We start from the raw sequence: 21,053 nt of genomic DNA, 5'->3' as shown, positions 1-21,053 counted from the left end.
ATATGCAATTTGGTGATTAACGGAAGTGGAGCCGCAAGGTTCCACTTCCTATTAACCTAATCATGGTCAAACTGTATCACCTTCTCCCCATCCCATTCTTCTTGAAGACTCACTTCGAAACCTCCAAACCCAGTCGTAGGTGGCAATAAGGGCCCTTTAAAAACCAATTGCATATTGTTCCTGCTAGTACCCTGCACCTCAAACGTCCGCAAGACCTTTTCCTCTTCCATCACCTCGACCTTATATTTCAGATCCCTTTCCATAGCTTCCAACCCCAGAAACTCGTTGAATACAACCGTTCTCTCTCGCACAGCATTCAAGTCGATTAAATAAGGTTTCCGTGGTTTGGATTCTACTGCCGCGGGACAATCGAAAAGGGATTCCATGTATAGCGATGATGAGCAGGATACACGCGAAGTTGAGTTACTCTACTAGGAGCCACAACATCTGTAAACTCAAATCGAATCTGGCTGTAAGCTCTCCGCAACGCTATCTTTTGGGACAACGAGCGATTGACCTTAAAGGTATCGATCGAACCGAAGATACGCCCATCGAGCCCCATACTATCGCGGAGATAAAAGTCATTCTTTGTATTAATAACTTCAGGAAAAAAAGGATCGTTCACCGAATTCTTGTAGACGGTGGCAGTACTATACTCTCCGAATGGTAATTCCACACGTAAACTTTGTGCACTATTTTTAGCGTCGAAACTACCGCGATCTACAATCAAATTGTTTTTCTGATCAAAAATAAAATAGTGTATGTCGTTCTTCAATTTATCGTTCCGAACATTTCGAATCCCCGACACTCGTATATTATCTATCCAAACACCGGACCTGCTCCGATTAAAATTTTTATTATCGCTGTACTGCCCCCTATTCACGCTTAAATATAAATACATGGTATCCTTATCCTGAAAAGATAAGTCGCTAAGATCGAATGATAGTGTGTTCTTTCTAAAATCCAACTGTTCTTTTGGGATTGTTATTTGTTTTCCCACTAAGCTCAACACTGATGTACGAGAAAAGCCATATTCGAGCTCAACTCCTAGCGCACTATACTTGCTCAAGCCGAGTTCAACGTTCAGCTTATCCAATCGTCGGATACCTGCCGCCGGAATGGGCAGTATAAAAGCACTTACTACCCTCGCTTCCAACAACTTGTTTGAAACAGCAGAATTCGGAAAACCGTTGAGAAAGGAGTGCGCTGTACTGGCTGGAAAAAAGGAAAGTGCAATTGCCGACTGCTGATAGTAGTCGCTTAAAAGAGATGCTGCATCGAAGGACCAATAATACAAGGTCGTTGGATATTCATCAACATTCCGTGCTTGCGTTTTGAGAGCCTTGCTATGCTCATCCGCTTGGCCGGACGTTATCGGGCGGACTCTTGTTTCAAAACCCGAAAAATTCAAATCAACGAGGTAGGTATCGCCCTCGATATTCGGGGTTTCATTTCGCGGCGTACAGCCTGCGATTATACCCATAGATATTAGCACTAGAACTATCGCCTGGGTAAATCTCAAAACTCTATTTTTCAATATATTAATCATAATCATCCTTATTTTATATTGAAAAAAATAGAAGAAAGAAATTACTTACACCCTATTTTCAGGTTAAGTTTAAAATAACGAACCCCTAAATTCATTGAGTACCTCAACGAAATTTACGGGTCAAAAACCTATGTAACAATAGTTATTTTATCACGGAAACTTGTACGTCTTGTAGTGCACCATTTACCAGTACTTTCACGTTTCCCGCTTTCGCCGCTGAAATACGATAATCAACAACTCGACCGTTTCGCCATTTTATATCAACAGTAAAATTACCTCTCGCTTTCAGACCTTTCAATTCACCATCCTTCCAAATTCCGGGTAGGGCAGGTAATAAATGAATATAGCCATCGTGGCTCTGCAACAGCATCTCGGCGATACCCGCCGAACCACCGAAATTACCATCGATTTGAAAAGGCGGATGCGCACAGAACAAGTTTGGATAGGTTCCGGCACCCGACCCGGAATAAGAAGTCGCACCGACTGTCGCCGGGCGCAACAGCTGTCTAAGGATCTCTAAAGCGTGGTCTCCATCATGCAGTCGAGCCCAAAACAAAATCTTCCAAGCGCGCGACCAGCCTGTCCCCTCGTCGCCGCGAACCGCTAAGGTTTTCTTTGCCGCCTCAGCCCATTCCGGGCTGCTGACAGGTGATATAAAATTGGCCGGATACAACCCGTATAAATGAGAAACATGGCGATGCTCCGGATCTGTCTCTTCATAGTCCGTTAACCATTCCATTACTCTGCCCGATTTGCTGATCTGTACAGCCGGTGGAGTAAGTTTCAAATCCTGCTGTAAGCTATCAGAAAATGCTTCATCCTCACCCAACTCCTTTCCCGCAGCGATAACAGCCTGATAGAGCTCGCGCACAATCTGATTATCTATTGTAGGCCCCATCACCACCGCAGCACGCTTGCCATTGGCTAACTTGAAGCCATTCTCCGGTGAAATAGAAGGCGAAGTAACCAGCCAACCAGTCTTCGGATCCTTCACTAAGGTCGCCTTATAAAATACCGCTGCACCCTTCAGAACAGGATATACCTCTTTCAAATACGCCTTATCCTGGGTAAACAGATAATGCTCCCACAAATGATTGCAAAGCCATCCCGACGCGGTACTCGCTCCCCAGGAGGCACTCTCCCCGGGAGCCGAAAATCCCCAAACGTTCGTGATCATGTAGACCACCCAACCCGGCGCATTGTAATACGCCTTCGCAGTCTTCTCTCCTTCCTTCGCAATCTTTTTGATCAGATTGATAAAGGGCTTATGATATTCCGATAAGTTGCTCACTTCAACGCCCCAATGGTTCATTTGCGCATTGATGTTCAAATGATAATCGCCATTCCATGGCGTCTGGATACGATGCGCCCATAAACCCTGCAGATTCGGTGGCAATGCATTTGGGAAATCTGGAGCCGCACTCGATAGGCTCAGATATCGACCGTATTGATAATACAGTGCTGCCAAACCCGGATCCGATGCTGGATCTTGATAGAAATTAGCTATCCGCTGAGGCGTTGGTACCGATTCCTGACTCCTATCTTGGGCAAGTTTTAAATCTACACGTGAGAATAACGGCTCGTAGGCCTTTTGATGTGCCTTTGCTAATTGCTTGTAGGATTTACCTTTCAACTTATCCATCTCTGCCGTAACGTACGCTACTGGGTCATGATCGTAATAATCTGTGCTGGCAACAAACAAAACCAATGCCTCATCGGCCTTTTTTATCACGAGCTGATTATCATAGTTCATCAGCGAACCACCTTTTGCAATGACCTTGATCTTCGCTGCAAAGCGCATTCCATCGCCGCCCTTACCGTCGGGCAAACGCCCCTCGATCGTTATTTCGTTATCCTTGATCTGATAGGACTTGATATTTTCATCTCTATAGAAATGTAGCGCAAAGCCAATAGACTTTCGCTTATTCGCCGTCAAATGAACGACGCCTGCGTTGTCCGCAAAGGAAGTAAAATAGTCACGTTGATACTTTACTCCTGCTGCCGTAAAGCTAGTCTGCGCACGTGCGGTAGAGATATCCAGAGAGCGCTGGTAGTTACTAACCTCGTCGATATCGAAATGCAGAAAATTCAGAAAGCCAAAATTTTGGAAACAGCCGTAGGGCTGCAATGCTCCCTTCCCACCACCTGAGCCTGCCCCGGTACATACGAAGTTTTGATTGACTAATTGCTCCGCTAAGTCGTTTCTACCTTGAAAAAGCAGCTCTTGTATCTTGGAAACACTCTTATGTGCGTCATAATTGTTTGCATCCTGCGGACTTCCAGACCATAAAGAGATCTCATTCAAAACCAGCTGCTCATCGGATACTTTCCCATCGGGCATCATCCCAATCAAACCGTTCCCTAGGGGCAAAGTCTCTTCCCAATGTTTCGCAGGCTGATCATAACGAAGCTTCATGTCCTGCGCAGATGAAAAGGAAACAAAACCTGATAAAACGACAGCAAGTATATACCTCATATTATTTTACAAATAAATCAAACTCGGCAACAGAGAAAGCTTTATCCTCACTTAACACTTCGATAGGTTCAAATCGAATATAATGGGCCTCAACGGGCGTAGAAAAATTGATCATCTGTGCGGTTGCATTTGCCTTTATATTCGAAAACTCGCCGATAGCGACGGTTTGCCAAGCTTTCCCATCTTTACTGCTATAGACTTTATATTTCGTCGGCACACCAGCAAGCTTTGCATCTTGTCGTGGCGTATATTGCATCCCCGTCAGCCATTCATTCTTTGTTAAGCGAATCTCAATAAATTTGCTTCTGCTGGTCGTGGTCTCCCAAATACTTCTCAAATTATTGTCGATCGCATTGCTAACATGCTTATCTGCCGAAATAATTGTCATGTCCTGTTTCGCAACGCGCTTGCGTTCTGTCGTTGCCAATCCAAAATTCGATGCTGCCTCTTTAAACAACGCAAACTCGCTTAAAGTTGGCGCTACGGGTGCGAATAAGTCAACCTTCAAACGCTGCGCCGTTACCGGACTCGCTAATTTAATTAAGCGATTTGCGCCGATACTCGTCGCCTCGCCGATTAATTTCCAACTGCTATTTTCCCAAACTGAGATCTTCACACTGTCTAAACGCTGACCAAGCTTAATGTTTTCGCGTAAACGAATCAAATCAAATGTCTGCGCACTCGGGAGGGAAATCTCAACGCTCGGATTCAATACCTGATCATCCGACGCATAATACGAGTAACGATCACCATCAAACAATTTTGCGGTCGAAAACTGCTCGTGGTTCTCTCGCACATTGCTTGCCTTCGCCATCGCCCCTGCTGTCAGGTCAGTTTTAAAGGTTTCTTTCAACTTCTGTCCAAAGGATTTTAAAGATAAAATATCGTTATCATGTAAGATACCCTCCGGCATTGGCGCTAAACCTAGGTTCATTCCTCCCCCTCTGCCTACGGACTTCAGGTAGATTTCAAATAACTGATCCGGAGTCTTCACACGATCATTCTGATCCTCGTGGTAAAACCATCCCGGTCGCTGCGGAACATCACACTCTGCAGGAATCCAATATTCCCCACCACGATCTCCTGTGGACAAATTGGTTTCATCAACCTGTCCCGGCACCGGAGGTTTGCCGTCTTTACTTTTTGGCGTCAATGTTGACCAAGAAGTTTCGGCTGCAAAGCCTTTCTCATTCCCCACCCAGCGCATGTCCGGTCCGACGTCAGAAAAAATCATCGCCATCGGCTGCAGCTTGCGCACGATAGGCCAGGTTTTTTCATGCCACTCATAGTAAGTAGAACGGTCGATCGTTCGCTTTTCGTTTTTACCGCCATAGTAGCCATCCCCGCCATTGGCGCCATCATGCCATGATGTAAATAGCTCCCCATAATTGCTCATCAATTCGGTTAATTGCTCTCGATATGCATCGGCGTAAGCTTTTGTGCCATAACGGGTATCATTACGATCCCAAGCAGATAGGTACACGCCAAACTGCAGTCCATTAGCATGCGACGCTTTCTTAAACTCGCGGACCATATCCCCTTTGCCTTCTTTCCATGGCGAACTCGCTACCGAATACTCGGTCGTAGCCGTGGGCCATAAACAAAAACCATCGTGATGTTTTGCCACCGAAATCAGCCCTTTAAAACCTCCAGCAGCTGCCGCAGCAGCAATCTGATTGGCGTCAAATTTCGTCGGATTAAATATTTTGGGATCAGCATCCCCATAGCCCCACTCCTTATTTTGAAAAGTTGTCGGCGTAAAATGAATCAAGGTGTACATTTCCATCTCATGCCAACGCAGTTGGCGCTCAGATGGGGTTGCGCCATAAGGCGCGGGCTCTGTTTGAGCCATACTTAAAAAAGGAGTAAATAATAGGATAGATAATAGTTTAGTTCTTTTCATATAATGCTAAATGTGCCCTCAAGATACTCAATTCGAAAACGAATAAAAAGATTACCGATTAGAATGTTACCCTCATAAACGTATCGATAAACGATTTATTCCAACCTAGTTAAAATATTATCCAAAAAACTTGCAGCAATCGTTTCTAATATTTTACTTTGTATTTCAAAGTACTTTTAATAACAAAAGATTATGATAACAAATCACACCCCACAACGCTGGATCTATTTTATCCCTGTCGTTCTTTTATGCATTCCGATAGTAGCTATGCAATTTACAAATGAGGTTAATTGGAACGCAATCGACTTTTTGGTAGCGGGCATTCTATTATTCGGTTCGGTATTCATTATCGACCTCTTGTGGAGAAACGTAAAGAACAAAAGAAACTTTTGGATTGGAACCGCAATCGTCCTTTTCCTGTTGATCATTCTTTGGGCGGAATTGGCGGTCGGCATTTTCGGAAGTCCAATCGCTGGAAGTTAATCGTGCTCAGCAAACAAATTTCTTCTACTGAGCTCCGAAAAGTAAACAACATATCTGTCCCAATGTATAGCCCTTTCAAAGCCGTTCGCGAGCGGTTGTGAAAGGGTTTTACATTGGGTTTGAAAGGGCTTTGAAAGGGTTATAAGCAAACGTTGCCCTATGCTAGCACCGAAGAGGCCATCACTCAAAAAAAAATCAAAAATAAATTCGACAAGATTAGTAGTTTATGCATAAAAGTAAATAAATTTGCCCATCATGAACAACGAACAATCCAAAATCATCCGCGAGCAAGCACAGCGCTCCGCATTACGCGAACACTCTGTTCCTCTTTACCTTACCTCAAGTTTTATTTTTGACAGTGCCGATCAAGGGCGTGCTGTTTTTGCAGAAGAAGAGGAAGGGATGGTTTATTCTCGTTATGCGAATCCGAACACAACAGAATTTATCAATAAGGTTTGTCTGTTAGAAAATGCAGAGGCTGGTTTAGCGTTTGCTTCGGGCATGGGAGCAGTTTTTGCGACCTTCGCGGGGTTCATTGAAAGTGGTGACCACATCGTATCTTCGCGCGCCATTTTTGGATCTACGCATCAGTTGTTCACGCAGCTATTCCCACGTTGGGGTGTTACCACGACTTATGTGGATGCCATCAATCAAGACGAGTGGGAGAAAGCCATTCAACCCAATACGAAATTTATATTCTTAGAGTCGCCGTCCAACCCTGGCCTTGAATTGGTGGATCTGGAATGGTTAGGCGGACTTAAAAAGAAATATCCACACATTATCTTTGCCATCGATAACTGCTTCGCAACGCCTTACCTTCAGAAACCCTTGCAATATGGGTTCGATCTGTCCATCCACTCAGCAACAAAATATATGGATGGTCAAGGTCGCGTGTTGGGTGGCGTAGTTGTGGGAAAGAAAGAATTGATGGACAAAATGATGTTCTTGATTCGCCATACCGGTCCTTCCATGTCGCCATTTAATGCTTGGGTACTTTCAAAGAGTATCGAAACATTAGGATTGCGCATGGACAGACACTGTTCGAATGCGCTGGCATTGGCACAGACTTTAGAGCAGCATCCCGAAATTGCCGACGTTAAATACCCTTTCCTACCCTCGCACCCGCAGTATGAATTGGCGAAAAAGCAGATGAAAGCAGGCGGTGGTATCGTGACGTTTGAAGTGAAAGGCGGAAAAGAACGCGCATTCAAATTCTTGGATGCCCTCAAAATGATAAAATACACCTCCAACCTCGGTGATGCCCGCAGTATCGCGACGCATCCGGCAACAACAACGCACTCTAAACTCTCCGAAGCCGAACGCGAAAAGCTAGGTATCCGCCCCGGAACGGTGCGCCTTTCCGTAGGTATCGAAGAACAAGAAGATATTATCGGCGATATTTTGCAGGCATTGGGGGCGAGCTAGATATTAGACATTAGATATAAGATTTTAGACCTTGAGCGGACTGTAATGGTTCGCTTTTTTGTTTTTAAGGGGGTTGTTTTGAACTTTTGGTTAGAAAGGAAATTTTGTTTTGAATTAGGAAATGAAGTGAAGTTTGTCTTGAACCAGGAAAGGAAGAATGCAAGGATGAACAGGATCGGGTATCGTGTCGTATAGTGGTATGCACATTTACGGTATTGATATCATGCGTTTAGTGAAACGTCTCCTATAAAAATACAATCGATCATACGTCACATTGCCCGATCCTGACCATCCTTGCACCCTTCCTTTCCTGGTTCAAAACAACCCACAAATAAAGGCGCCTAATCGGCGCCCTACTCTAAGATCTAATGTCTAAAATCTTATATCTAATATTTAAATACTAGCCAGTGCTTTATCATAATCCGGCTCTTCGGTAGTTTCTTCTACCTGCTCGGTATAAACTACTTTACCTTCTTCGTCGATTACCACTACGGAGCGGCTTAACAGACCTGCTAGAGGACCGTCTGCGAACTTAACGCCGTAAGCGTCTGCGAAAGCATTGTCTTTAAAGTCTGATAGGGTGATTACATTTTCGATTCCCTCTGCTGCACAGAAGCGTGAGTGTGCAAAAGGAAGATCTTTAGAGATACCTAAAACAACTGTATTATCTAAGCTTGTTGCCTTTTCATTGAATTGGCGTACAGACGCGGCGCATGTACCAGTATCGATACTCGGGAATATATTTAAAATAACTTTCTTACCTTTGAAGTCGCTCAATGACTTAGACGAAAGGTCGCCTGCTGTTAGTGTGAAGTTTGGAGCAGTATCGCCTACTTTAGGTAGGTTTCCTTCCGAATGAACTGCGTTGCCCTTGAATTTAATTTGTGCCATAATATCTTTTAGAATTGTATTCCTAAAGATAACCATTTAATATGCAAATATGTTTGAACGATATTCATTTACTCGCATATTATTAAATTGTGACAAATATTTTTATTTTAATTAATAAAAAAATGCTATGTTAGCATATCAAATCTAATTTGAAAAAACGCTAATCAATATTTATATGAAACGATTATTACTGAGTTTGTTATTAGCTTCCCCTATTCTATTGCATGCACAAGGCTCGCAAGTGAATACGCAAAGTCAGAAAGCCGTAGGTATGGCCGGCGCAGGTTCTGCACTATTTATAGATGAAACGTCTATATTTTACAACCCGGGTGCATTAGTAAAGATGGACCACAACGCCATTCAGGTTGGTGCTAGTGCTGTTATGTACCGATCTGCTTTCCGTGAACATGGAAGTACGGAATCACACGATACGAAATTTCAAATTTCGCCTCCATTTGGTGCTTATGCTACTTTTGGCCCGAAAAACTCTTGGTGGAAAGCCGGTATCGGCGTTTATACACCTTTCGGTGGCTCGGTAGATTGGGGCAAAGAATGGCCAGGACGCTTCTCTCTGACGCACCTTTCTATGCGCGCAATTTATATACAACCAACATTGAGCTTTAAGCTTACTGAGCAGTTCAGCGTAGGTGGTGGATTTGTTTATAACATCGGATTGGTTGATCTAGGTCGTGCTCTACCTGTGTTCTACCCGGATGGAACTGCCGGACAGGCAACCCTAAAGGGAACAGGTACGGGTATGGGTTATAATGTCGGGGTACACTACAACCTAGAAGATCAATTTGCCATCTCCTTAAGCTACCGTTCGAAAGTTGTTACAAAACTAGAAGGTGGCGACGCTACTTTTGAGGTTCCGACTTCATTGGCAGCAAATTTCCCTAATGGTAAATTCGACGCCGAATTGCCTTTACCTTCTACATTCAACATTGGTATCGCATTCCCACTGAGCGATAAAGTTCAAGCCGCAATCGACGGATCATTGATCAACTACGATATCTACAAAGAATTGGTATTCGATTACGAAACGAACACACCGGTATTGCAAGACACACGTTCGGAGAAGAGATATCAAAATGCCTTCTCGGGTAAAGCAGGTATCAACTACGACGTGAACGATGCATTGGCATTACGTGTAGGTGCGGGTTATGTTTACACGCCGGTTCAAGCGAAATATGTATATCCAGAGACGCCGGATAATAACCGTATCATGGCTGCTGGGGGTGTATCCTACAAGTTCAATCCGAAATGGGAAATGTCTGCCGCCTATGTATTCCAAAAGATCTTGAAGCGTACGACTACCAATGCGGAAACATTGCTTCACGGAGCATACGAAACCAATATCCATGCACCAGGTATCTCCCTGTCTTATAAATGGTAAGCCTTAATTGATGAAAACAATGAAAAAGAACTTTAGATTATATATTGGACTAGCAATTTTAGGACTTGTTAGTTCCTGTAAACCCGAAATTGATGCTCCAACTTTTAGTAAGGGTACTGCAGACTTTTCGAAATATGTAGCCATTGGTAACTCGCTAACATCGGGTTATGCGGATAATGGCCTTTATTTAGAAGGTCAGAAAGTAGCTTTTCCGAACTTGATGGCAGCGCAGATGAAGAATGTGGGTGGCGGCGATTTTACTTCACCATTCTTCCCGGCAGATAAAGCAAACGGTTCCGGATATATTATGTTGGAATCTTTAGTGGATGGAAATCCTGTGATGAAGCCGGTAACAACTGATTTAGCGATTCGCGGAGCTAATGCAGCTGGGAAACCATTATATATTAAATATACCGACCCTATTCAAAACTTAGGAGTTCCGGGCATGCGTTTAGATATGGCTTTTGCACAGGGTGTAGGAACCGCTAATGGCAATCCCTATTTCGAGCGTCTTTTGCCGGATAATACGCCAGCAACAATGACTTACTTTCAGTATGCTGCAGGTCATGATTATACGTTCTTCTCTTTTTGGTTAGGAAACAATGATGTTTTAGGCTACGCTATGAACGGTGCAGTCTCTACGGTAAATACACCTGCAGGTCCGGTTGAAGATCCAACAAAGAATTTGACATCACTACCTTTATTTACACAGTTATACACGAACTTTATTACCACGTTGACTGCAAAAGGTCAAAAAGGTGTTGTAGCTACGATTCCTGATGTTACGGCTGTGCCTTTCTTAAATACGGTAACTACGGCACGCTTGAACGCAGGTGTAGAAGCGGCATCGCAAGGGGCATTCAAAAATGTGATCATCAAAACAAAAACTGGTGTTCGCCCGGCAACGGCAAAGGATTTATTCCCTTTGACCTTCAATACCGCAGCATTGGGTAAACCAAACGAAGTTGGTCCTGGCTATGGTATCAGTCCAGCGAATCCAATCGAGGACCATAATGTATTGGACGAAGCGGAAGTAGCGCAAGTAAGTGCTCGAGTTAACGAGTTCAACACTGTAATTAAGCAAGTAGCAGAAAGCAAAAGTGTAGCGGTTGCTGATGTACATGCCTTCTTAAATAAAGTTAAGGGTGGCTATGTGTACAATGGCATCGGTATTAGCTCGGCTTTCATTACGGGTAATGCATTCTCATTAGACGGTGTGCACTTAACGCCAATGGGTAATGCAATCGTTGCTAACTTGTTTATTGATGCTATCAACAAGGAGTATAATGCATCCATTCCTAAAGTAGATATCTCTCTTTATAGAGGTGTAAAATATCCGAATTAATTTTGGAAAACTTAACAGAAGGTTAGGGCTGCCCATGTGCAGCCCTTTCTTATTTCCAGACTGCGCGTCTTCTCCTTGAATTTTCTATCAAGCAATTGTAATCTACGCCTGTTAAGCTATCAATTCTCTCAAAGATGCGTATCTTTGACTATGCTTAAGAAAGACAGGTATAAGGCTTTTGTGGAGTATTTTTCTACGCACAATCCGGATGCACAAACTGAGTTAAATTATAGTAATCCCTTCGAATTGTTGGTCGCGGTAATCTTATCGGCACAATGTACCGATAAGCGAATTAATCAGATCACCCCCGCCCTATTTGCGCGTTATCCTGATGCGGAGAGCTTAGCGGAAAGCTCGGTCGATGAGGTATTTTCTTACATCCGTTCGGTGAGCTATCCGAATAATAAGGCCAAACATTTGGTTGGTATGGGACAGAAATTGCTAAGCGAATTTAATGGGGTTGTGCCGGAAAAGATTGAAGACCTTGTGAAACTTCCCGGGGTCGGCAGAAAGACGGCAAATGTGATATCCTCGGTGGTCTACCATAACCCGGCGATGGCTGTTGACACACATGTGTTCCGCGTGGCAAACCGACTTGGTCTAACTTCCAGAGCAACGACTCCCTTGGCGGTAGAGAAGCAATTAGTGAAGTACCTGCCGAAAGATACGATTGCGATTGCGCATCATTGGTTGATTCTTCATGGACGTTATATCTGTCTGGCAAGGAAACCGAAGTGTGAAGAATGTCCGATTACCTATTTCTGCAAATACTTTGAGAAAACCTATAAAGCGAAAGCTATTGTAGAAAAGGACCTAGAATAACAATAAACCTTAACATTTATTTAAATAGAAACAAGTTAACTTTACAGATGGAATATTAAACTAATTTTTTTAGTAAATAATTTTGTATTATTCCATTATTATATTATTTTTGAATTCGATATACTAAAAATATGAGCAACTCAGACAAATTAAAGGCGCTACAGCTTACTTTAGATAAATTAGAAAAATCGTTCGGTAAAGGTACGATCATGAAATTAGGTGATACTGCAGTAGAGCCTATCGAGTCTATTTCTACGGGATCCTTAGGTTTAGATATCGCCTTAGGTATTGGCGGTGTTCCTAAAGGCCGTATCATTGAGATTTACGGTCCTGAATCATCAGGTAAGACAACTTTAGCGACGCATATTGTTGCGGAAGCACAGAAAAAAGGTGGTATTGCTGCAATCATTGATGCGGAGCACGCTTTTGATAAGTACTACGCTCAGAAATTAGGTGTTGATATCGAGAACTTATTGATTTCTCAGCCTGACCATGGTGAGCAAGCGCTAGAAATTGCTGACAACTTAATCCGTTCGGGAGCTATTGATGTCATCGTAATTGACTCGGTTGCTGCATTGGTGCCAAAGGGAGAGATTGAAGGTGAAATGGGTGAGTCGAAGATGGGTCTGCAAGCGCGTTTAATGTCGCAAGCCCTACGTAAGCTTACAGGTACGATCGCAAAAACAAACTGTTGTTGTATATTCATCAACCAATTGCGTGAGAAAATTGGTGTGATGTTCGGTAATCCAGAAACGACTACAGGTGGTAATGCGCTTAAGTTCTACGCTTCTGTTCGTTTAGACATCCGTCGTACATCGCAGATCAAAGATGCTGATGAAGTAGCAGGTAACCGTGTTAAAGTAAAAATCGTTAAGAATAAAGTAGCTCCTCCATTCCGTATTGCTGAATTTGACATTATGTTCGGCGAAGGTATTTCTAAGGTTGGTGAAATCATTGACTTAGGTGTAGAATATGGAATCGTTAAGAAATCAGGTTCTTGGTTTAGCTATGGAGATACAAAATTAGGTCAAGGTCGTGATGCTGTGAAGTCGCTATTGTTAGATAACCCTGATTTATCAGATGAGTTAGAAGCAAAAATTAGAGCAGAGGTTACAGGTCAGAATTTAGACGAGACGATCTTAAACGAAGACGAATAAGCTTTTTTATTACAATCAAATTCCCACTAGGTTTCAAAAATATGGGAAATATGCAGCAGCTATCTTTGATGGCTGCTGTTTTTTTTCTGAAGGTCTCTGTTTTCAGAGGCCATCAAGAACTTTCGTTCCTGTTGGTGTCTCAATAATGGATGCATGAAAGTTTTTTGATTCCTTGAGGCACCTAAAAAGAAAAAGGAGACCATCGGTCCCCTTTCTCTATATTATGCAATTAGGAGTATTGTTATTCTTCGGATAAGAATGGATATCTGTAGTCTGTATCCGGATTGAATGTTTCTTTGATTGTTCTTGGCGATACCCAACGTAATAGGTTGATCATCGACCCTGCCTTATCGTTTGTACCAGAACCTCTAGCACCACCAAATGGCTGTTGGCCTACTACTGCACCTGTACATTTATCGTTGATGTAGAAGTTACCTGCAGCATTACGTAGGTAATGAGTTGCCTCTTCAATAGCGTAACGATCCTGAGCAATGATAGAACCTGTTAAAGCATAGATAGATGTTTCATCTACTAGTTTCAAAGTTTCTTCCCATTTGTTATCGTCATATACGTAGATCGTTAAAACCGGGCCGAATAACTCTTCAGATAAAGTTTCGTAATCTCCTTTTTTCGCTAAAATAACTGTAGGGTGGATAAAATAACCTTTTGATTTATCGTATTCACCACCGATTACTACTTCTGCATCTTTAGATTCTTTCGCTCTATCGATGTACTTCGTAATCTTATCGAATGATTTCTCGTCGATTACAGCATTGATAAAGTTGCTGAAGTCCTCAGTACCACCGATTCTGAACGATTTGATATCTCGCTCCATTGATTTTTTCAAATCTTCCCAAAGTGACTTAGGAACATAGGCGCGAGAAGCTGCAGAACATTTTTGTCCTTGGAACTCGAAAGCACCTCTTACTAATGCGGTGTTCAGCACATCAAGATCTGCCGAAGGGTGTGCAAGGATAAAGTCTTTACCACCTGTCTCTCCTACGATACGTGGATAAGTTTTATATACGTGGATATTCTCACCAATTGTTTTCCAAATATCTTGGAAGACACCGGTAGAACCCGTGAAGTGGATACCTGCAAAATCTGGATGTTTGAAGATAACATCACCAGCTTCAGGTCCTGATACATATACTAAGTTGATAACACCATCAGGTACACCAGCTTCTTTAAAGATTTGCATCAATACGTTTGCTGAATAAATTTGTGTGTTCGATGGTTTCCATACAACCACGTTACCCATCATAGCCGCACTTGTAGGCAAGTTACCAGCGATAGCGGTAAAGTTGAATGGCGTCAATGCGAAAACAAATCCCTCTAATGGGCGTTGCTCCACACGGTTCCAAACATTCTTAGGGCTGATTGGAGGTTGTTGTTGGTAGATTTCTGACATGTATTTCACGTTGAAACGCAAGAAGTCAGCGATCTCACATGCTGAATCAATCTCTGCTTGATAAGCATTTTTAGATTGACCTAACATTGTTGCAGCATTTAATTTGTAGCGGTATTTGCTAGAAATTAATTCGGCAGCTTTCAAGAAGATAGCAGCGCGTTGCTCCCATGGCAAATTCTCCCAATCGTTCTTCGCAGCTAATGCAGCATCGATTGCTTGCTTAACATGCTCTTTTGTTCCTTGGCTATAATGGCCTAGGATATGTTGGTGATCATGCGGAGGAGTTAATTTACCTTTTTTCGTAGTATGTACTTCCTCGCCACCGATATACATTGGGACGTCAATTTCATTTGCTCTAGCAGCAGCAATAGCTTCTTTTAATAAGCTTCTTTCTTTAGTTCCTGGAGCATAGCTGTATACTGGCTCATTCGTCGGTACAGGAACATTAAAAAATCCTTTTAACATATTTGTATCTATTTTAATTGACCAGACCGCTTATTTACATGTTTTGACATTGATACACATGATAGGTAGTCTAGTGCTTCATTACTTGAATAGTTCTCCGATAAGCGGCTTTTGAAGTTAGGGTGGCTTATCGAGCGTATTGCTTAACTCTAACAGTTTGAACAATTTGCAGTACGAAATTACGAAATAATAAAACTATTGTTAAAACTTATCTAATTCGATAATAAACCTATATTGTCCAAACGACCAGCATAAACGCCTAATTTCCTAATAAAATGAGAGTAGTCACTATTTGATTATTGCGTGACCTTGACACCTCAATATAAAAAAACGGATAACAATTTCTCGTTATCCGTTTTTATAAGATTTATCTCTTAGCGATTACTTTGCTGCGTTATAACGCTCTGCAACCGCATCCCAATCAATCACATTGAAGATTGCATCTAAGTAGGCTGGGCGTTTGTTTTGGTACTTTAAGTAGTACGCATGCTCCCAAACGTCAATGCCAAGGATTGGCGTACCTTTTACTTCAGCAACATCCATAAGTGGATTATCTTGATTTGGAGTTGATGTAACAGCTAATTTCCCATCAGCACCAACGATTAACCAAGACCAACCTGATCCGAAACGAGTCGCACCGGCTTCTTGTAATTTCTTTTTCAATTCATCGAATGAACCGAAAGTGTCGTTGATCGCAGTCGCCAACTCACCTGTAGGCTCACCACCTTTATTAGCACCTAATACAGTCCAGAATAATTGGTGGTTGTAGTGACCACCACCATTGTTGCGAACTGCTGCAGGGTATTTACTAATGTTTTTGATAATGTCTTCTAGAGAAGCATTCTCAGCATCAGTACCGGCAATAGCTTTGTTCAAATTGTCTACGTAAGCTTGGTGATGGCGATCATGGTGAATCTCCATTGTTTCTTTGTCAATATGTGGTTCTAATGCGTCTGCTGCGTATGGTAACGCTTCTAATTGAAATGCCATAATAATGTATATTTAATGAATGTTATGTTGTTCTTAAGTATTATACGAATATAAAACAATTTGACCTAACATAAGTTTGTTTAGCGCCTAATTTTATCTTCGATATTAGCGTTTATTACGAAAAAAAGACTTTACTAAGTTTGCACAGTCTTCTTCGAGCACGCCAGACTTGATTTCCGTCTTGGGGTGTATAATTTTATCATGAATTGCTGAGTATCCCCGTTTTTCATCCTTCGCACCATATACGATTCTACTGATTTGGGTCCAATAGGATGCTCCAGCGCACATGACGCATGGTTCAATCGTGACATATAGGGTACAGTCTTTTAGATATTTGCCGCCAAGGAAATTGGCAGCCGCCGTAAAGGCTTGCATCTCTGCATGGGCCGTAACGTCGTTAAGGCGTTCCGTCAGGTTATAGCCTTTCCCGATAATCTTGCCATTTGCAACGATGATAGCCCCAATAGGCACCTCATTCTCCCGGAATGCTTGTTCCGCGAGCTTCAGTGCTTCGCGCATATACTGTTGGTCTGAATTTTCAGGTGTTAAATTCAGATCACTCTCAAAGTTGTAAACTTTCATTATTTTAATTTGGAACCGTTTGGAACTTGACGCTCAACGGTCGTTAGGATGATATCTCCGTTATGATCTTCAAATCCGGTCACTAGACATTCGGACATAAAGTTTGCTATCTGCTTTTTTGGAAAATTGACCACGGCCACTACCTGCCGACCGACCAATTCTTCCTTTGTATAATGTACTGTTATTTGTGCGCTTGATTTGAGGATACCTATTTCTTCTCCAAAATCCACAGTCAATTGATAGGCTGCTCGCTTCGCCTTCGGAAAATCCTCGGCAGTTAGAATAGTTCCCACTCTTAAATCTACGCGCTCGAAATCAGCCCAGCTGATCAGCTCTTCCTGCATGTTACAATCTATTAGAGTCCAGGTCAGACATTTCCTTTGACAAGGTGAAAAGCACATAATCAACATTCCTGTGAAGTCGCTTTGCCAAACGCCTTAACAATTCATCTTCCTGACCGTCTTGGAACGTCAGATCTTCATCGGTAAGTCGGTTGTATTTACGTTGTAATTTTAGCTTTAGAATAGGCCAATCTTGCGCTTGAATCTTGAAATTAATCATGGATATATGCCGTTTATAGATAAAAAAGTCTATTTTAGTGATAGAAACAGTAAATATATAAATTTTTAACATGAAAAAAATTATACTAGCATTTGCTGCGCTATTTCTAATGGTGCAGGCTTCACAAGCTCAATTGCTACCTAGTTTCAAATTAGGGGTTAAGGGTGCATTAAACTTCTCTAGTTTAAAATCTGATGGCAAATGGTTGAACTCTGACACCAAAACGGGTTATCAACTAGGTGTTTGGGGCCGTGTTGGGATTGCAGGCTTCCACGTGCAGCCAGAGCTTTATTATAGCCAAAAGAAAGCAGGATTCGATCCTACAGAAGATGCTGAGGCTGGCGAAGTGACGATTAAAAGTATGGATCTTCCTATTCTATTAGGTACTAGAATCGGATTAGGTCCATTAGGCGTACGTATCCAAGCAGGTCCGGTATTTTCATTTGCACAAGATGGAAAATTCGATATCAAGACTGCGACAAATTTTGCAGATTATAAAAAGACATCAACAGGAATCATTGGAGGTGTTGGTGCCGATATCCGCAACTTCACTGTAGATCTTCGCTATGAGCACGGTTTAAACAACCTCAGCGAAAGCAGCAACCAAAAACAAAAGATCAGTATGTGGTCGATTGGCGTAGGATATGCATTCCTGTAACTAAAAGATAATTAAAAGTTTAGGCTCGTTTGTTATTCAATCGAGCCTTTCTTTTTTCCCTGCAGATTAGAAAGATTCTAAATTAGTGCTTTTTTGTACATATTTCTCACAAAAGTGTCATCAATTAGATAGATTTGCGGAACTAAATTAAATTCATAGTAATAATGAGTAAATCAAAGCCAGTATTAACATCTTCACTAGGGAAGAAACTAATCATGAGCTTGACAGGATTGTTCTTATGTACGTTCTTGATTGTTCATTTGATTGGTAATTTACAGCTCTTTAAAGATGATGCGGGGTATGCGTTCAACAATTACGCTTATTTCATGACCCACTTTACACCTATCAAGGTAGTTTCTTACTTACTTTACGCTTCTATCATTATCCACGCGGTTTACGCTTTAGTATTGACTACTAAAAACAAAGCGGCGAGACCAATTGGCTACAACCAGTATGATGGTAAAGCGAGCAGTGCTTGGAACTCACGTAACATGGGAATCTTAGGTACTGTATTATTAGTTTTCATCGTAACACACATGCAAAACTTCTGGTACCAGTACAAGTTTGGTTCTACTCCTTATGTAGAATACCACACTGAACTAGCAACAGGAAATCAAGAGATCATCTCTTTAGATGAGATTCCTGCAGAGTATGACGGGTATAAAATCTTTGTTAACGAAGGTGTAGAAACTGTTCAGTCAAAAGATTTATACAAGCAAGTTGCTGTAGCATTCCAAAATCCTTTCTTAGTTGGATTATATCTTTTAGGAATGGCTGCCTTGTCATTTCACTTAATTCACGGTTTCCAGTCTGCATTCCAGACAATTGGTTTCAACCACAAGCGCTATGTCGGCATCATTAAATGGATTGGAATTTGGATATTCGGTATCATCATTCCAATTGCCTTCGCTGCAATGCCGTTGTATTTTTATTTTGTTAAATAGGTTATTTACAGATTGAAGCAATAGCGAAATCTACTAAATAAAAGAAGGATATGTTAGATTCAAAAGTACCTGCAGGCCCATTGGCCCTAAAATGGTCAAAACATAAATTTGATATGAAGCTGGTTAACCCGGCCAACAAACGTAAATTCACGATTATCGTTGTTGGTACAGGTTTAGCTGGTGCATCTGCGGCAGCATCTCTTGCAGAATTAGGTTACAACGTAAAGACTTTCTGCTACCAAGATTCACCACGTCGTGCGCACTCTATCGCTGCACAAGGTGGTATCAATGCTGCTAAAAATTACCAAAATGACGGTGACTCTGTTTTCCGTTTATTTTATGACACTATCAAAGGTGGTGACTACCGCGCTCGCGAAGCAAACGTATATCGTTTAGCGGAGGTTTCGGTAAACATCATCGATCAATGTGTTGCTCAAGGTGTTCCTTTCGCACGTGAATACGGAGGTTTATTGGATAACCGTTCATTCGGTGGAGCCCAAGTATCTCGTACGTTCTACGCTCGTGGACAAACTGGACAACAATTATTATTAGGTGCATATTCAGCACTTAACCGTCAGATTCAAAAAGGAAAAGTACAATCTTATACGCGCCATGAAATGTTAGATCTTGTTAAGATCGATGGCGAAGCTCGCGGTATTATTACTCGTGATTTAGTTACAGGAAAGATTGAATCACATGAAGGCCACGCGGTATTATTATGTACTGGTGGATATGGAAACGTGTTTTTCCTATCGACTAACGCAATGGGATGTAACGTAACGGCAGCATGGAGAGCACACAAACGTGGTGCATTCTTCGCTAACCCATGTTACACACAAATCCACCCTACTTGTATCCCAGTTACTGGTGATCACCAATCGAAGCTTACGTTGATGTCTGAATCATTACGTAACGACGGTCGTGTATGGGTTCCTAAAACTATTGAATTAGCTGAGAAATTGCGTAAAGGCGAAATGAAGCCTAAAGACATCAAAGAAGATGATCGCGATTACTTCTTAGAAAGAAAATATCCTTCATTCGGTAACTTAGTTCCTCGTGACGTTGCCTCTCGTAACGCTAAGGAAATGGTTGACGAAGGACGTGGTGTTGGTAAATCTGGAGTAGCGGTATTCTTAGATTTCGCTGATGCTATCCAACGCTTAGGAAAAGATACAGTAGAAGCGAAATATGGTAACTTGTTCGATATGTACTATCAGATTACTGATGAGAACCCATACGAGCAACCAATGCGTATCTACCCTGCTGTTCACTATACCATGGGTGGTGTTTGGGTTGATTACAACTTAATGACTACTGTACCTGGTTTATACTGTTTAGGAGAAGCGAACTTCTCTGACCACGGTGCTAACCGCCTAGGTGCTTCTGCCTTAATGCAAGGTCTTTCTGATGGTTACTTCGTAATTCCATTTACTGTTGGTGATTACCTAGCTAAAATCGGAAACTTCAAACCAGTAGATAAAAATCACCCTGCTTTTGAGCAAACTCGTAAAGAAGTAGAAGATAAAATCAACAAATTATTAGCGCTAAGAGGTACTAAGACTGTTGATGATATTCACAAAAAACTTGGTCATATCATGTGGGAATACTGTGGTATGGCGCGTACAGCTGAAGGATTGACTAAAGCAAAAGGTCTTATCCAAGAATTACGTAAAGAATTCTGGGAGAATGCTTGTGTATTAGGTGAGAACGAAGAACTTAACATGTCGTTAGAGAAAGCTGGTCGTGTTGCTGACTTCCTAGAATTAGGAGAGTTAATGGTAGACGATGCGTTGAACCGTAACGAATCATGTGGAGGACACTTCCGTCTTGAATCTCAAACAGAAGAAGGCGAAGCAAAACGTGATGATGATCACTACGCTTATGTTGCTGCATGGGAGTACAAAGGTGATAACCAACCGGAAGCACTACACAAAGAAGAGCTAGTATTCGAAAACGTTAAGTTAACACAAAGAAGTTATAAATAAGCAAAAGGCT

The 21,053-nt window shown here is 42.0% G+C and carries 19 protein-coding genes; 9 read left to right on the top strand and 10 right to left on the bottom strand.

Annotated features, from left to right (window positions below; all coding sequences use genetic code 11):
- Nucleotides 1-56: 56 nt before the first annotated feature.
- The 4 genes from DSM08_RS03750 to DSM08_RS03735 all read right to left on the bottom strand — a co-directional run bounded on the left by DSM08_RS03750 (nucleotide 57) and on the right by DSM08_RS03735 (nucleotide 5,877).
- Complete coding sequence (locus DSM08_RS03750; RefSeq protein WP_149524890.1) at nucleotides 57-386, bottom strand: hypothetical protein; 330 nt, start codon at nucleotides 384-386, stop codon at nucleotides 57-59.
- The gene (locus DSM08_RS03745; protein ID WP_149524889.1) at nucleotides 353-1,483 is read right to left on the bottom strand and encodes a hypothetical protein; all 1,131 of its coding nucleotides are present in this window, start codon (nucleotides 1,481-1,483) and stop codon (nucleotides 353-355) included. Before DSM08_RS03745 ends, DSM08_RS03750 begins: the two co-directional genes overlap by 34 nt.
- Nucleotides 1,484-1,691: 208 nt before the next feature.
- Nucleotides 1,692-4,025 carry a glycoside hydrolase family 95 protein gene (locus DSM08_RS03740; RefSeq protein ID WP_149524888.1) on the bottom strand — a complete coding sequence of 778 codons (2,334 nt, stop codon included), beginning with the start codon at nucleotides 4,023-4,025 and terminating at the stop codon, nucleotides 1,692-1,694.
- Between the two features lies 1 nt (nucleotide 4,026).
- Nucleotides 4,027-5,877, bottom strand: a complete 1,851-nt coding sequence (locus DSM08_RS03735; RefSeq protein WP_246172437.1) for an alpha-L-fucosidase — start codon at nucleotides 5,875-5,877, stop codon at nucleotides 4,027-4,029.
- 243 nt (nucleotides 5,878-6,120) lie between these two features.
- On the opposite strand from DSM08_RS03735, the gene DSM08_RS03730 reads away from it, so the two are divergent.
- Nucleotides 6,121-6,411 carry a hypothetical protein gene (locus DSM08_RS03730; protein WP_149524886.1) on the top strand — a complete coding sequence of 97 codons (291 nt, stop codon included), beginning with the start codon at nucleotides 6,121-6,123 and terminating at the stop codon, nucleotides 6,409-6,411.
- A gap of 255 nt (nucleotides 6,412-6,666) precedes the next feature.
- Nucleotides 6,667-7,836 carry a trans-sulfuration enzyme family protein gene (locus DSM08_RS03725; protein WP_149524885.1) on the top strand — a complete coding sequence of 390 codons (1,170 nt, stop codon included), beginning with the start codon at nucleotides 6,667-6,669 and terminating at the stop codon, nucleotides 7,834-7,836.
- A 393-nt stretch (nucleotides 7,837-8,229) separates the two neighbouring features.
- On the opposite strand, the gene tpx is transcribed toward DSM08_RS03725, so the two are convergent.
- Nucleotides 8,230-8,727, bottom strand: a complete 498-nt coding sequence (gene tpx / locus DSM08_RS03720) for a thiol peroxidase (RefSeq protein ID WP_149524884.1) — start codon at nucleotides 8,725-8,727, stop codon at nucleotides 8,230-8,232.
- Nucleotides 8,728-8,902: 175 nt separating this feature from the next.
- On the opposite strand from tpx, the gene DSM08_RS03715 reads away from it, so the two are divergent.
- From DSM08_RS03715 to recA, 4 genes are all read left to right on the top strand, one after another.
- Complete coding sequence (locus tag DSM08_RS03715) at nucleotides 8,903-10,123, top strand: OmpP1/FadL family transporter (RefSeq protein ID WP_149524883.1); 1,221 nt, start codon at nucleotides 8,903-8,905, stop codon at nucleotides 10,121-10,123.
- 19 nt (nucleotides 10,124-10,142) lie between these two features.
- Nucleotides 10,143-11,468, top strand: coding sequence for an SGNH/GDSL hydrolase family protein (locus tag DSM08_RS03710; RefSeq protein ID WP_149524882.1), 1,326 nt, complete (start codon nucleotides 10,143-10,145; stop codon nucleotides 11,466-11,468).
- A 150-nt stretch (nucleotides 11,469-11,618) separates the two neighbouring features.
- On the top strand, nucleotides 11,619-12,290 hold the full coding sequence (gene nth / locus DSM08_RS03705; protein ID WP_149524881.1) for an endonuclease III: 672 nt from the start codon (nucleotides 11,619-11,621) through the stop codon (nucleotides 12,288-12,290).
- A gap of 131 nt (nucleotides 12,291-12,421) precedes the next feature.
- Entirely contained in the window at nucleotides 12,422-13,447 is a 1,026-nt protein-coding gene (recA, locus tag DSM08_RS03700) for a recombinase RecA (RefSeq protein ID WP_149524880.1), read from the top strand.
- A 241-nt stretch (nucleotides 13,448-13,688) separates the two neighbouring features.
- Here the strand turns inward: recA and pruA are convergent, their stop codons facing one another.
- The 5 genes from pruA to DSM08_RS03675 all read right to left on the bottom strand — a co-directional run bounded on the left by pruA (nucleotide 13,689) and on the right by DSM08_RS03675 (nucleotide 17,456).
- Nucleotides 13,689-15,323 carry an L-glutamate gamma-semialdehyde dehydrogenase gene (gene pruA, locus DSM08_RS03695; RefSeq protein ID WP_149524879.1) on the bottom strand — a complete coding sequence of 545 codons (1,635 nt, stop codon included), beginning with the start codon at nucleotides 15,321-15,323 and terminating at the stop codon, nucleotides 13,689-13,691.
- A 381-nt stretch (nucleotides 15,324-15,704) separates the two neighbouring features.
- Nucleotides 15,705-16,313 (bottom strand): superoxide dismutase, encoded by a 609-nt coding sequence (locus tag DSM08_RS03690; protein WP_149524878.1) that lies wholly within the window; start codon nucleotides 16,311-16,313, stop codon nucleotides 15,705-15,707.
- A 105-nt stretch (nucleotides 16,314-16,418) separates the two neighbouring features.
- On the bottom strand, nucleotides 16,419-16,895 hold the full coding sequence (locus DSM08_RS03685; RefSeq protein WP_149524877.1) for a nucleoside deaminase: 477 nt from the start codon (nucleotides 16,893-16,895) through the stop codon (nucleotides 16,419-16,421).
- Nucleotides 16,895-17,239 (bottom strand): tRNA-binding protein, encoded by a 345-nt coding sequence (locus tag DSM08_RS03680; RefSeq protein ID WP_149524876.1) that lies wholly within the window; start codon nucleotides 17,237-17,239, stop codon nucleotides 16,895-16,897. The genes DSM08_RS03685 and DSM08_RS03680 overlap by 1 nt, the downstream gene beginning before the upstream one ends.
- Nucleotide 17,240: 1 nt before the next feature.
- A complete protein-coding gene (locus tag DSM08_RS03675; RefSeq protein ID WP_149524875.1) occupies nucleotides 17,241-17,456 on the bottom strand; it encodes a CsbD family protein in 216 nt (71 codons plus the stop codon).
- Nucleotides 17,457-17,526: 70 nt separating this feature from the next.
- Here DSM08_RS03675 and DSM08_RS03670 point away from each other — a divergent pair, with 70 nt between their 5' ends.
- The 3 genes from DSM08_RS03670 to DSM08_RS03660 all read left to right on the top strand — a co-directional run bounded on the left by DSM08_RS03670 (nucleotide 17,527) and on the right by DSM08_RS03660 (nucleotide 21,043).
- On the top strand, nucleotides 17,527-18,114 hold the full coding sequence (locus tag DSM08_RS03670) for a porin family protein (protein ID WP_149524874.1): 588 nt from the start codon (nucleotides 17,527-17,529) through the stop codon (nucleotides 18,112-18,114).
- A gap of 164 nt (nucleotides 18,115-18,278) precedes the next feature.
- A complete protein-coding gene (locus DSM08_RS03665; RefSeq protein WP_149524873.1) occupies nucleotides 18,279-19,058 on the top strand; it encodes a succinate dehydrogenase cytochrome b subunit in 780 nt (259 codons plus the stop codon).
- Between the two features lie 50 nt (nucleotides 19,059-19,108).
- Entirely contained in the window at nucleotides 19,109-21,043 is a 1,935-nt protein-coding gene (locus DSM08_RS03660) for a fumarate reductase/succinate dehydrogenase flavoprotein subunit (RefSeq protein WP_149524872.1), read from the top strand.
- The last annotated feature ends 10 nt before the right edge of the window (nucleotides 21,044-21,053 follow it).

The sequence above is a fragment of the Sphingobacterium hotanense genome (assembly GCF_008274825.1).
Taxonomy (GTDB): domain Bacteria; phylum Bacteroidota; class Bacteroidia; order Sphingobacteriales; family Sphingobacteriaceae; genus Sphingobacterium; species Sphingobacterium hotanense.
Note: the sequence above shows the minus strand (reverse complement) of the source record. Positions and strands in the feature narration are given on the sequence as shown.

What these genes read in the sequence shown, in the direction of transcription:
- DSM08_RS03740 (WP_149524888.1), bottom strand. Translation starts at nt 4,025, where the DNA reads ATGAGGTATATACTTGCTGTCGTTTTATCAGGTTTTGTTTCCTTTTCA.
- nth (WP_149524881.1), top strand. Translation starts at nt 11,619, where the DNA reads ATGCTTAAGAAAGACAGGTATAAGGCTTTTGTGGAGTATTTTTCTACG.
- DSM08_RS03735 (WP_246172437.1), bottom strand. Translation starts at nt 5,877, where the DNA reads ATGGCTCAAACAGAGCCCGCGCCTTATGGCGCAACCCCATCTGAGCGC.
- DSM08_RS03660 (WP_149524872.1), top strand. Translation starts at nt 19,109, where the DNA reads ATGTTAGATTCAAAAGTACCTGCAGGCCCATTGGCCCTAAAATGGTCA.
- pruA (WP_149524879.1), bottom strand. Translation starts at nt 15,323, where the DNA reads ATGTTAAAAGGATTTTTTAATGTTCCTGTACCGACGAATGAGCCAGTA.
- DSM08_RS03715 (WP_149524883.1), top strand. Translation starts at nt 8,903, where the DNA reads ATGAAACGATTATTACTGAGTTTGTTATTAGCTTCCCCTATTCTATTG.
- DSM08_RS03730 (WP_149524886.1), top strand. Translation starts at nt 6,121, where the DNA reads ATGATAACAAATCACACCCCACAACGCTGGATCTATTTTATCCCTGTC.
- DSM08_RS03725 (WP_149524885.1), top strand. Translation starts at nt 6,667, where the DNA reads ATGAACAACGAACAATCCAAAATCATCCGCGAGCAAGCACAGCGCTCC.
- DSM08_RS03675 (WP_149524875.1), bottom strand. Translation starts at nt 17,456, where the DNA reads ATGATTAATTTCAAGATTCAAGCGCAAGATTGGCCTATTCTAAAGCTA.
- DSM08_RS03710 (WP_149524882.1), top strand. Translation starts at nt 10,143, where the DNA reads ATGAAAAAGAACTTTAGATTATATATTGGACTAGCAATTTTAGGACTT.
- DSM08_RS03750 (WP_149524890.1), bottom strand. Translation starts at nt 386, where the DNA reads ATGGAATCCCTTTTCGATTGTCCCGCGGCAGTAGAATCCAAACCACGG.
- DSM08_RS03670 (WP_149524874.1), top strand. Translation starts at nt 17,527, where the DNA reads ATGAAAAAAATTATACTAGCATTTGCTGCGCTATTTCTAATGGTGCAG.
- tpx (WP_149524884.1), bottom strand. Translation starts at nt 8,727, where the DNA reads ATGGCACAAATTAAATTCAAGGGCAACGCAGTTCATTCGGAAGGAAAC.
- DSM08_RS03665 (WP_149524873.1), top strand. Translation starts at nt 18,279, where the DNA reads ATGAGTAAATCAAAGCCAGTATTAACATCTTCACTAGGGAAGAAACTA.
- DSM08_RS03745 (WP_149524889.1), bottom strand. Translation starts at nt 1,483, where the DNA reads ATGGGTATAATCGCAGGCTGTACGCCGCGAAATGAAACCCCGAATATC.
- recA (WP_149524880.1), top strand. Translation starts at nt 12,422, where the DNA reads ATGAGCAACTCAGACAAATTAAAGGCGCTACAGCTTACTTTAGATAAA.
- DSM08_RS03680 (WP_149524876.1), bottom strand. Translation starts at nt 17,239, where the DNA reads ATGCAGGAAGAGCTGATCAGCTGGGCTGATTTCGAGCGCGTAGATTTA.
- DSM08_RS03685 (WP_149524877.1), bottom strand. Translation starts at nt 16,895, where the DNA reads ATGAAAGTTTACAACTTTGAGAGTGATCTGAATTTAACACCTGAAAAT.
- DSM08_RS03690 (WP_149524878.1), bottom strand. Translation starts at nt 16,313, where the DNA reads ATGGCATTTCAATTAGAAGCGTTACCATACGCAGCAGACGCATTAGAA.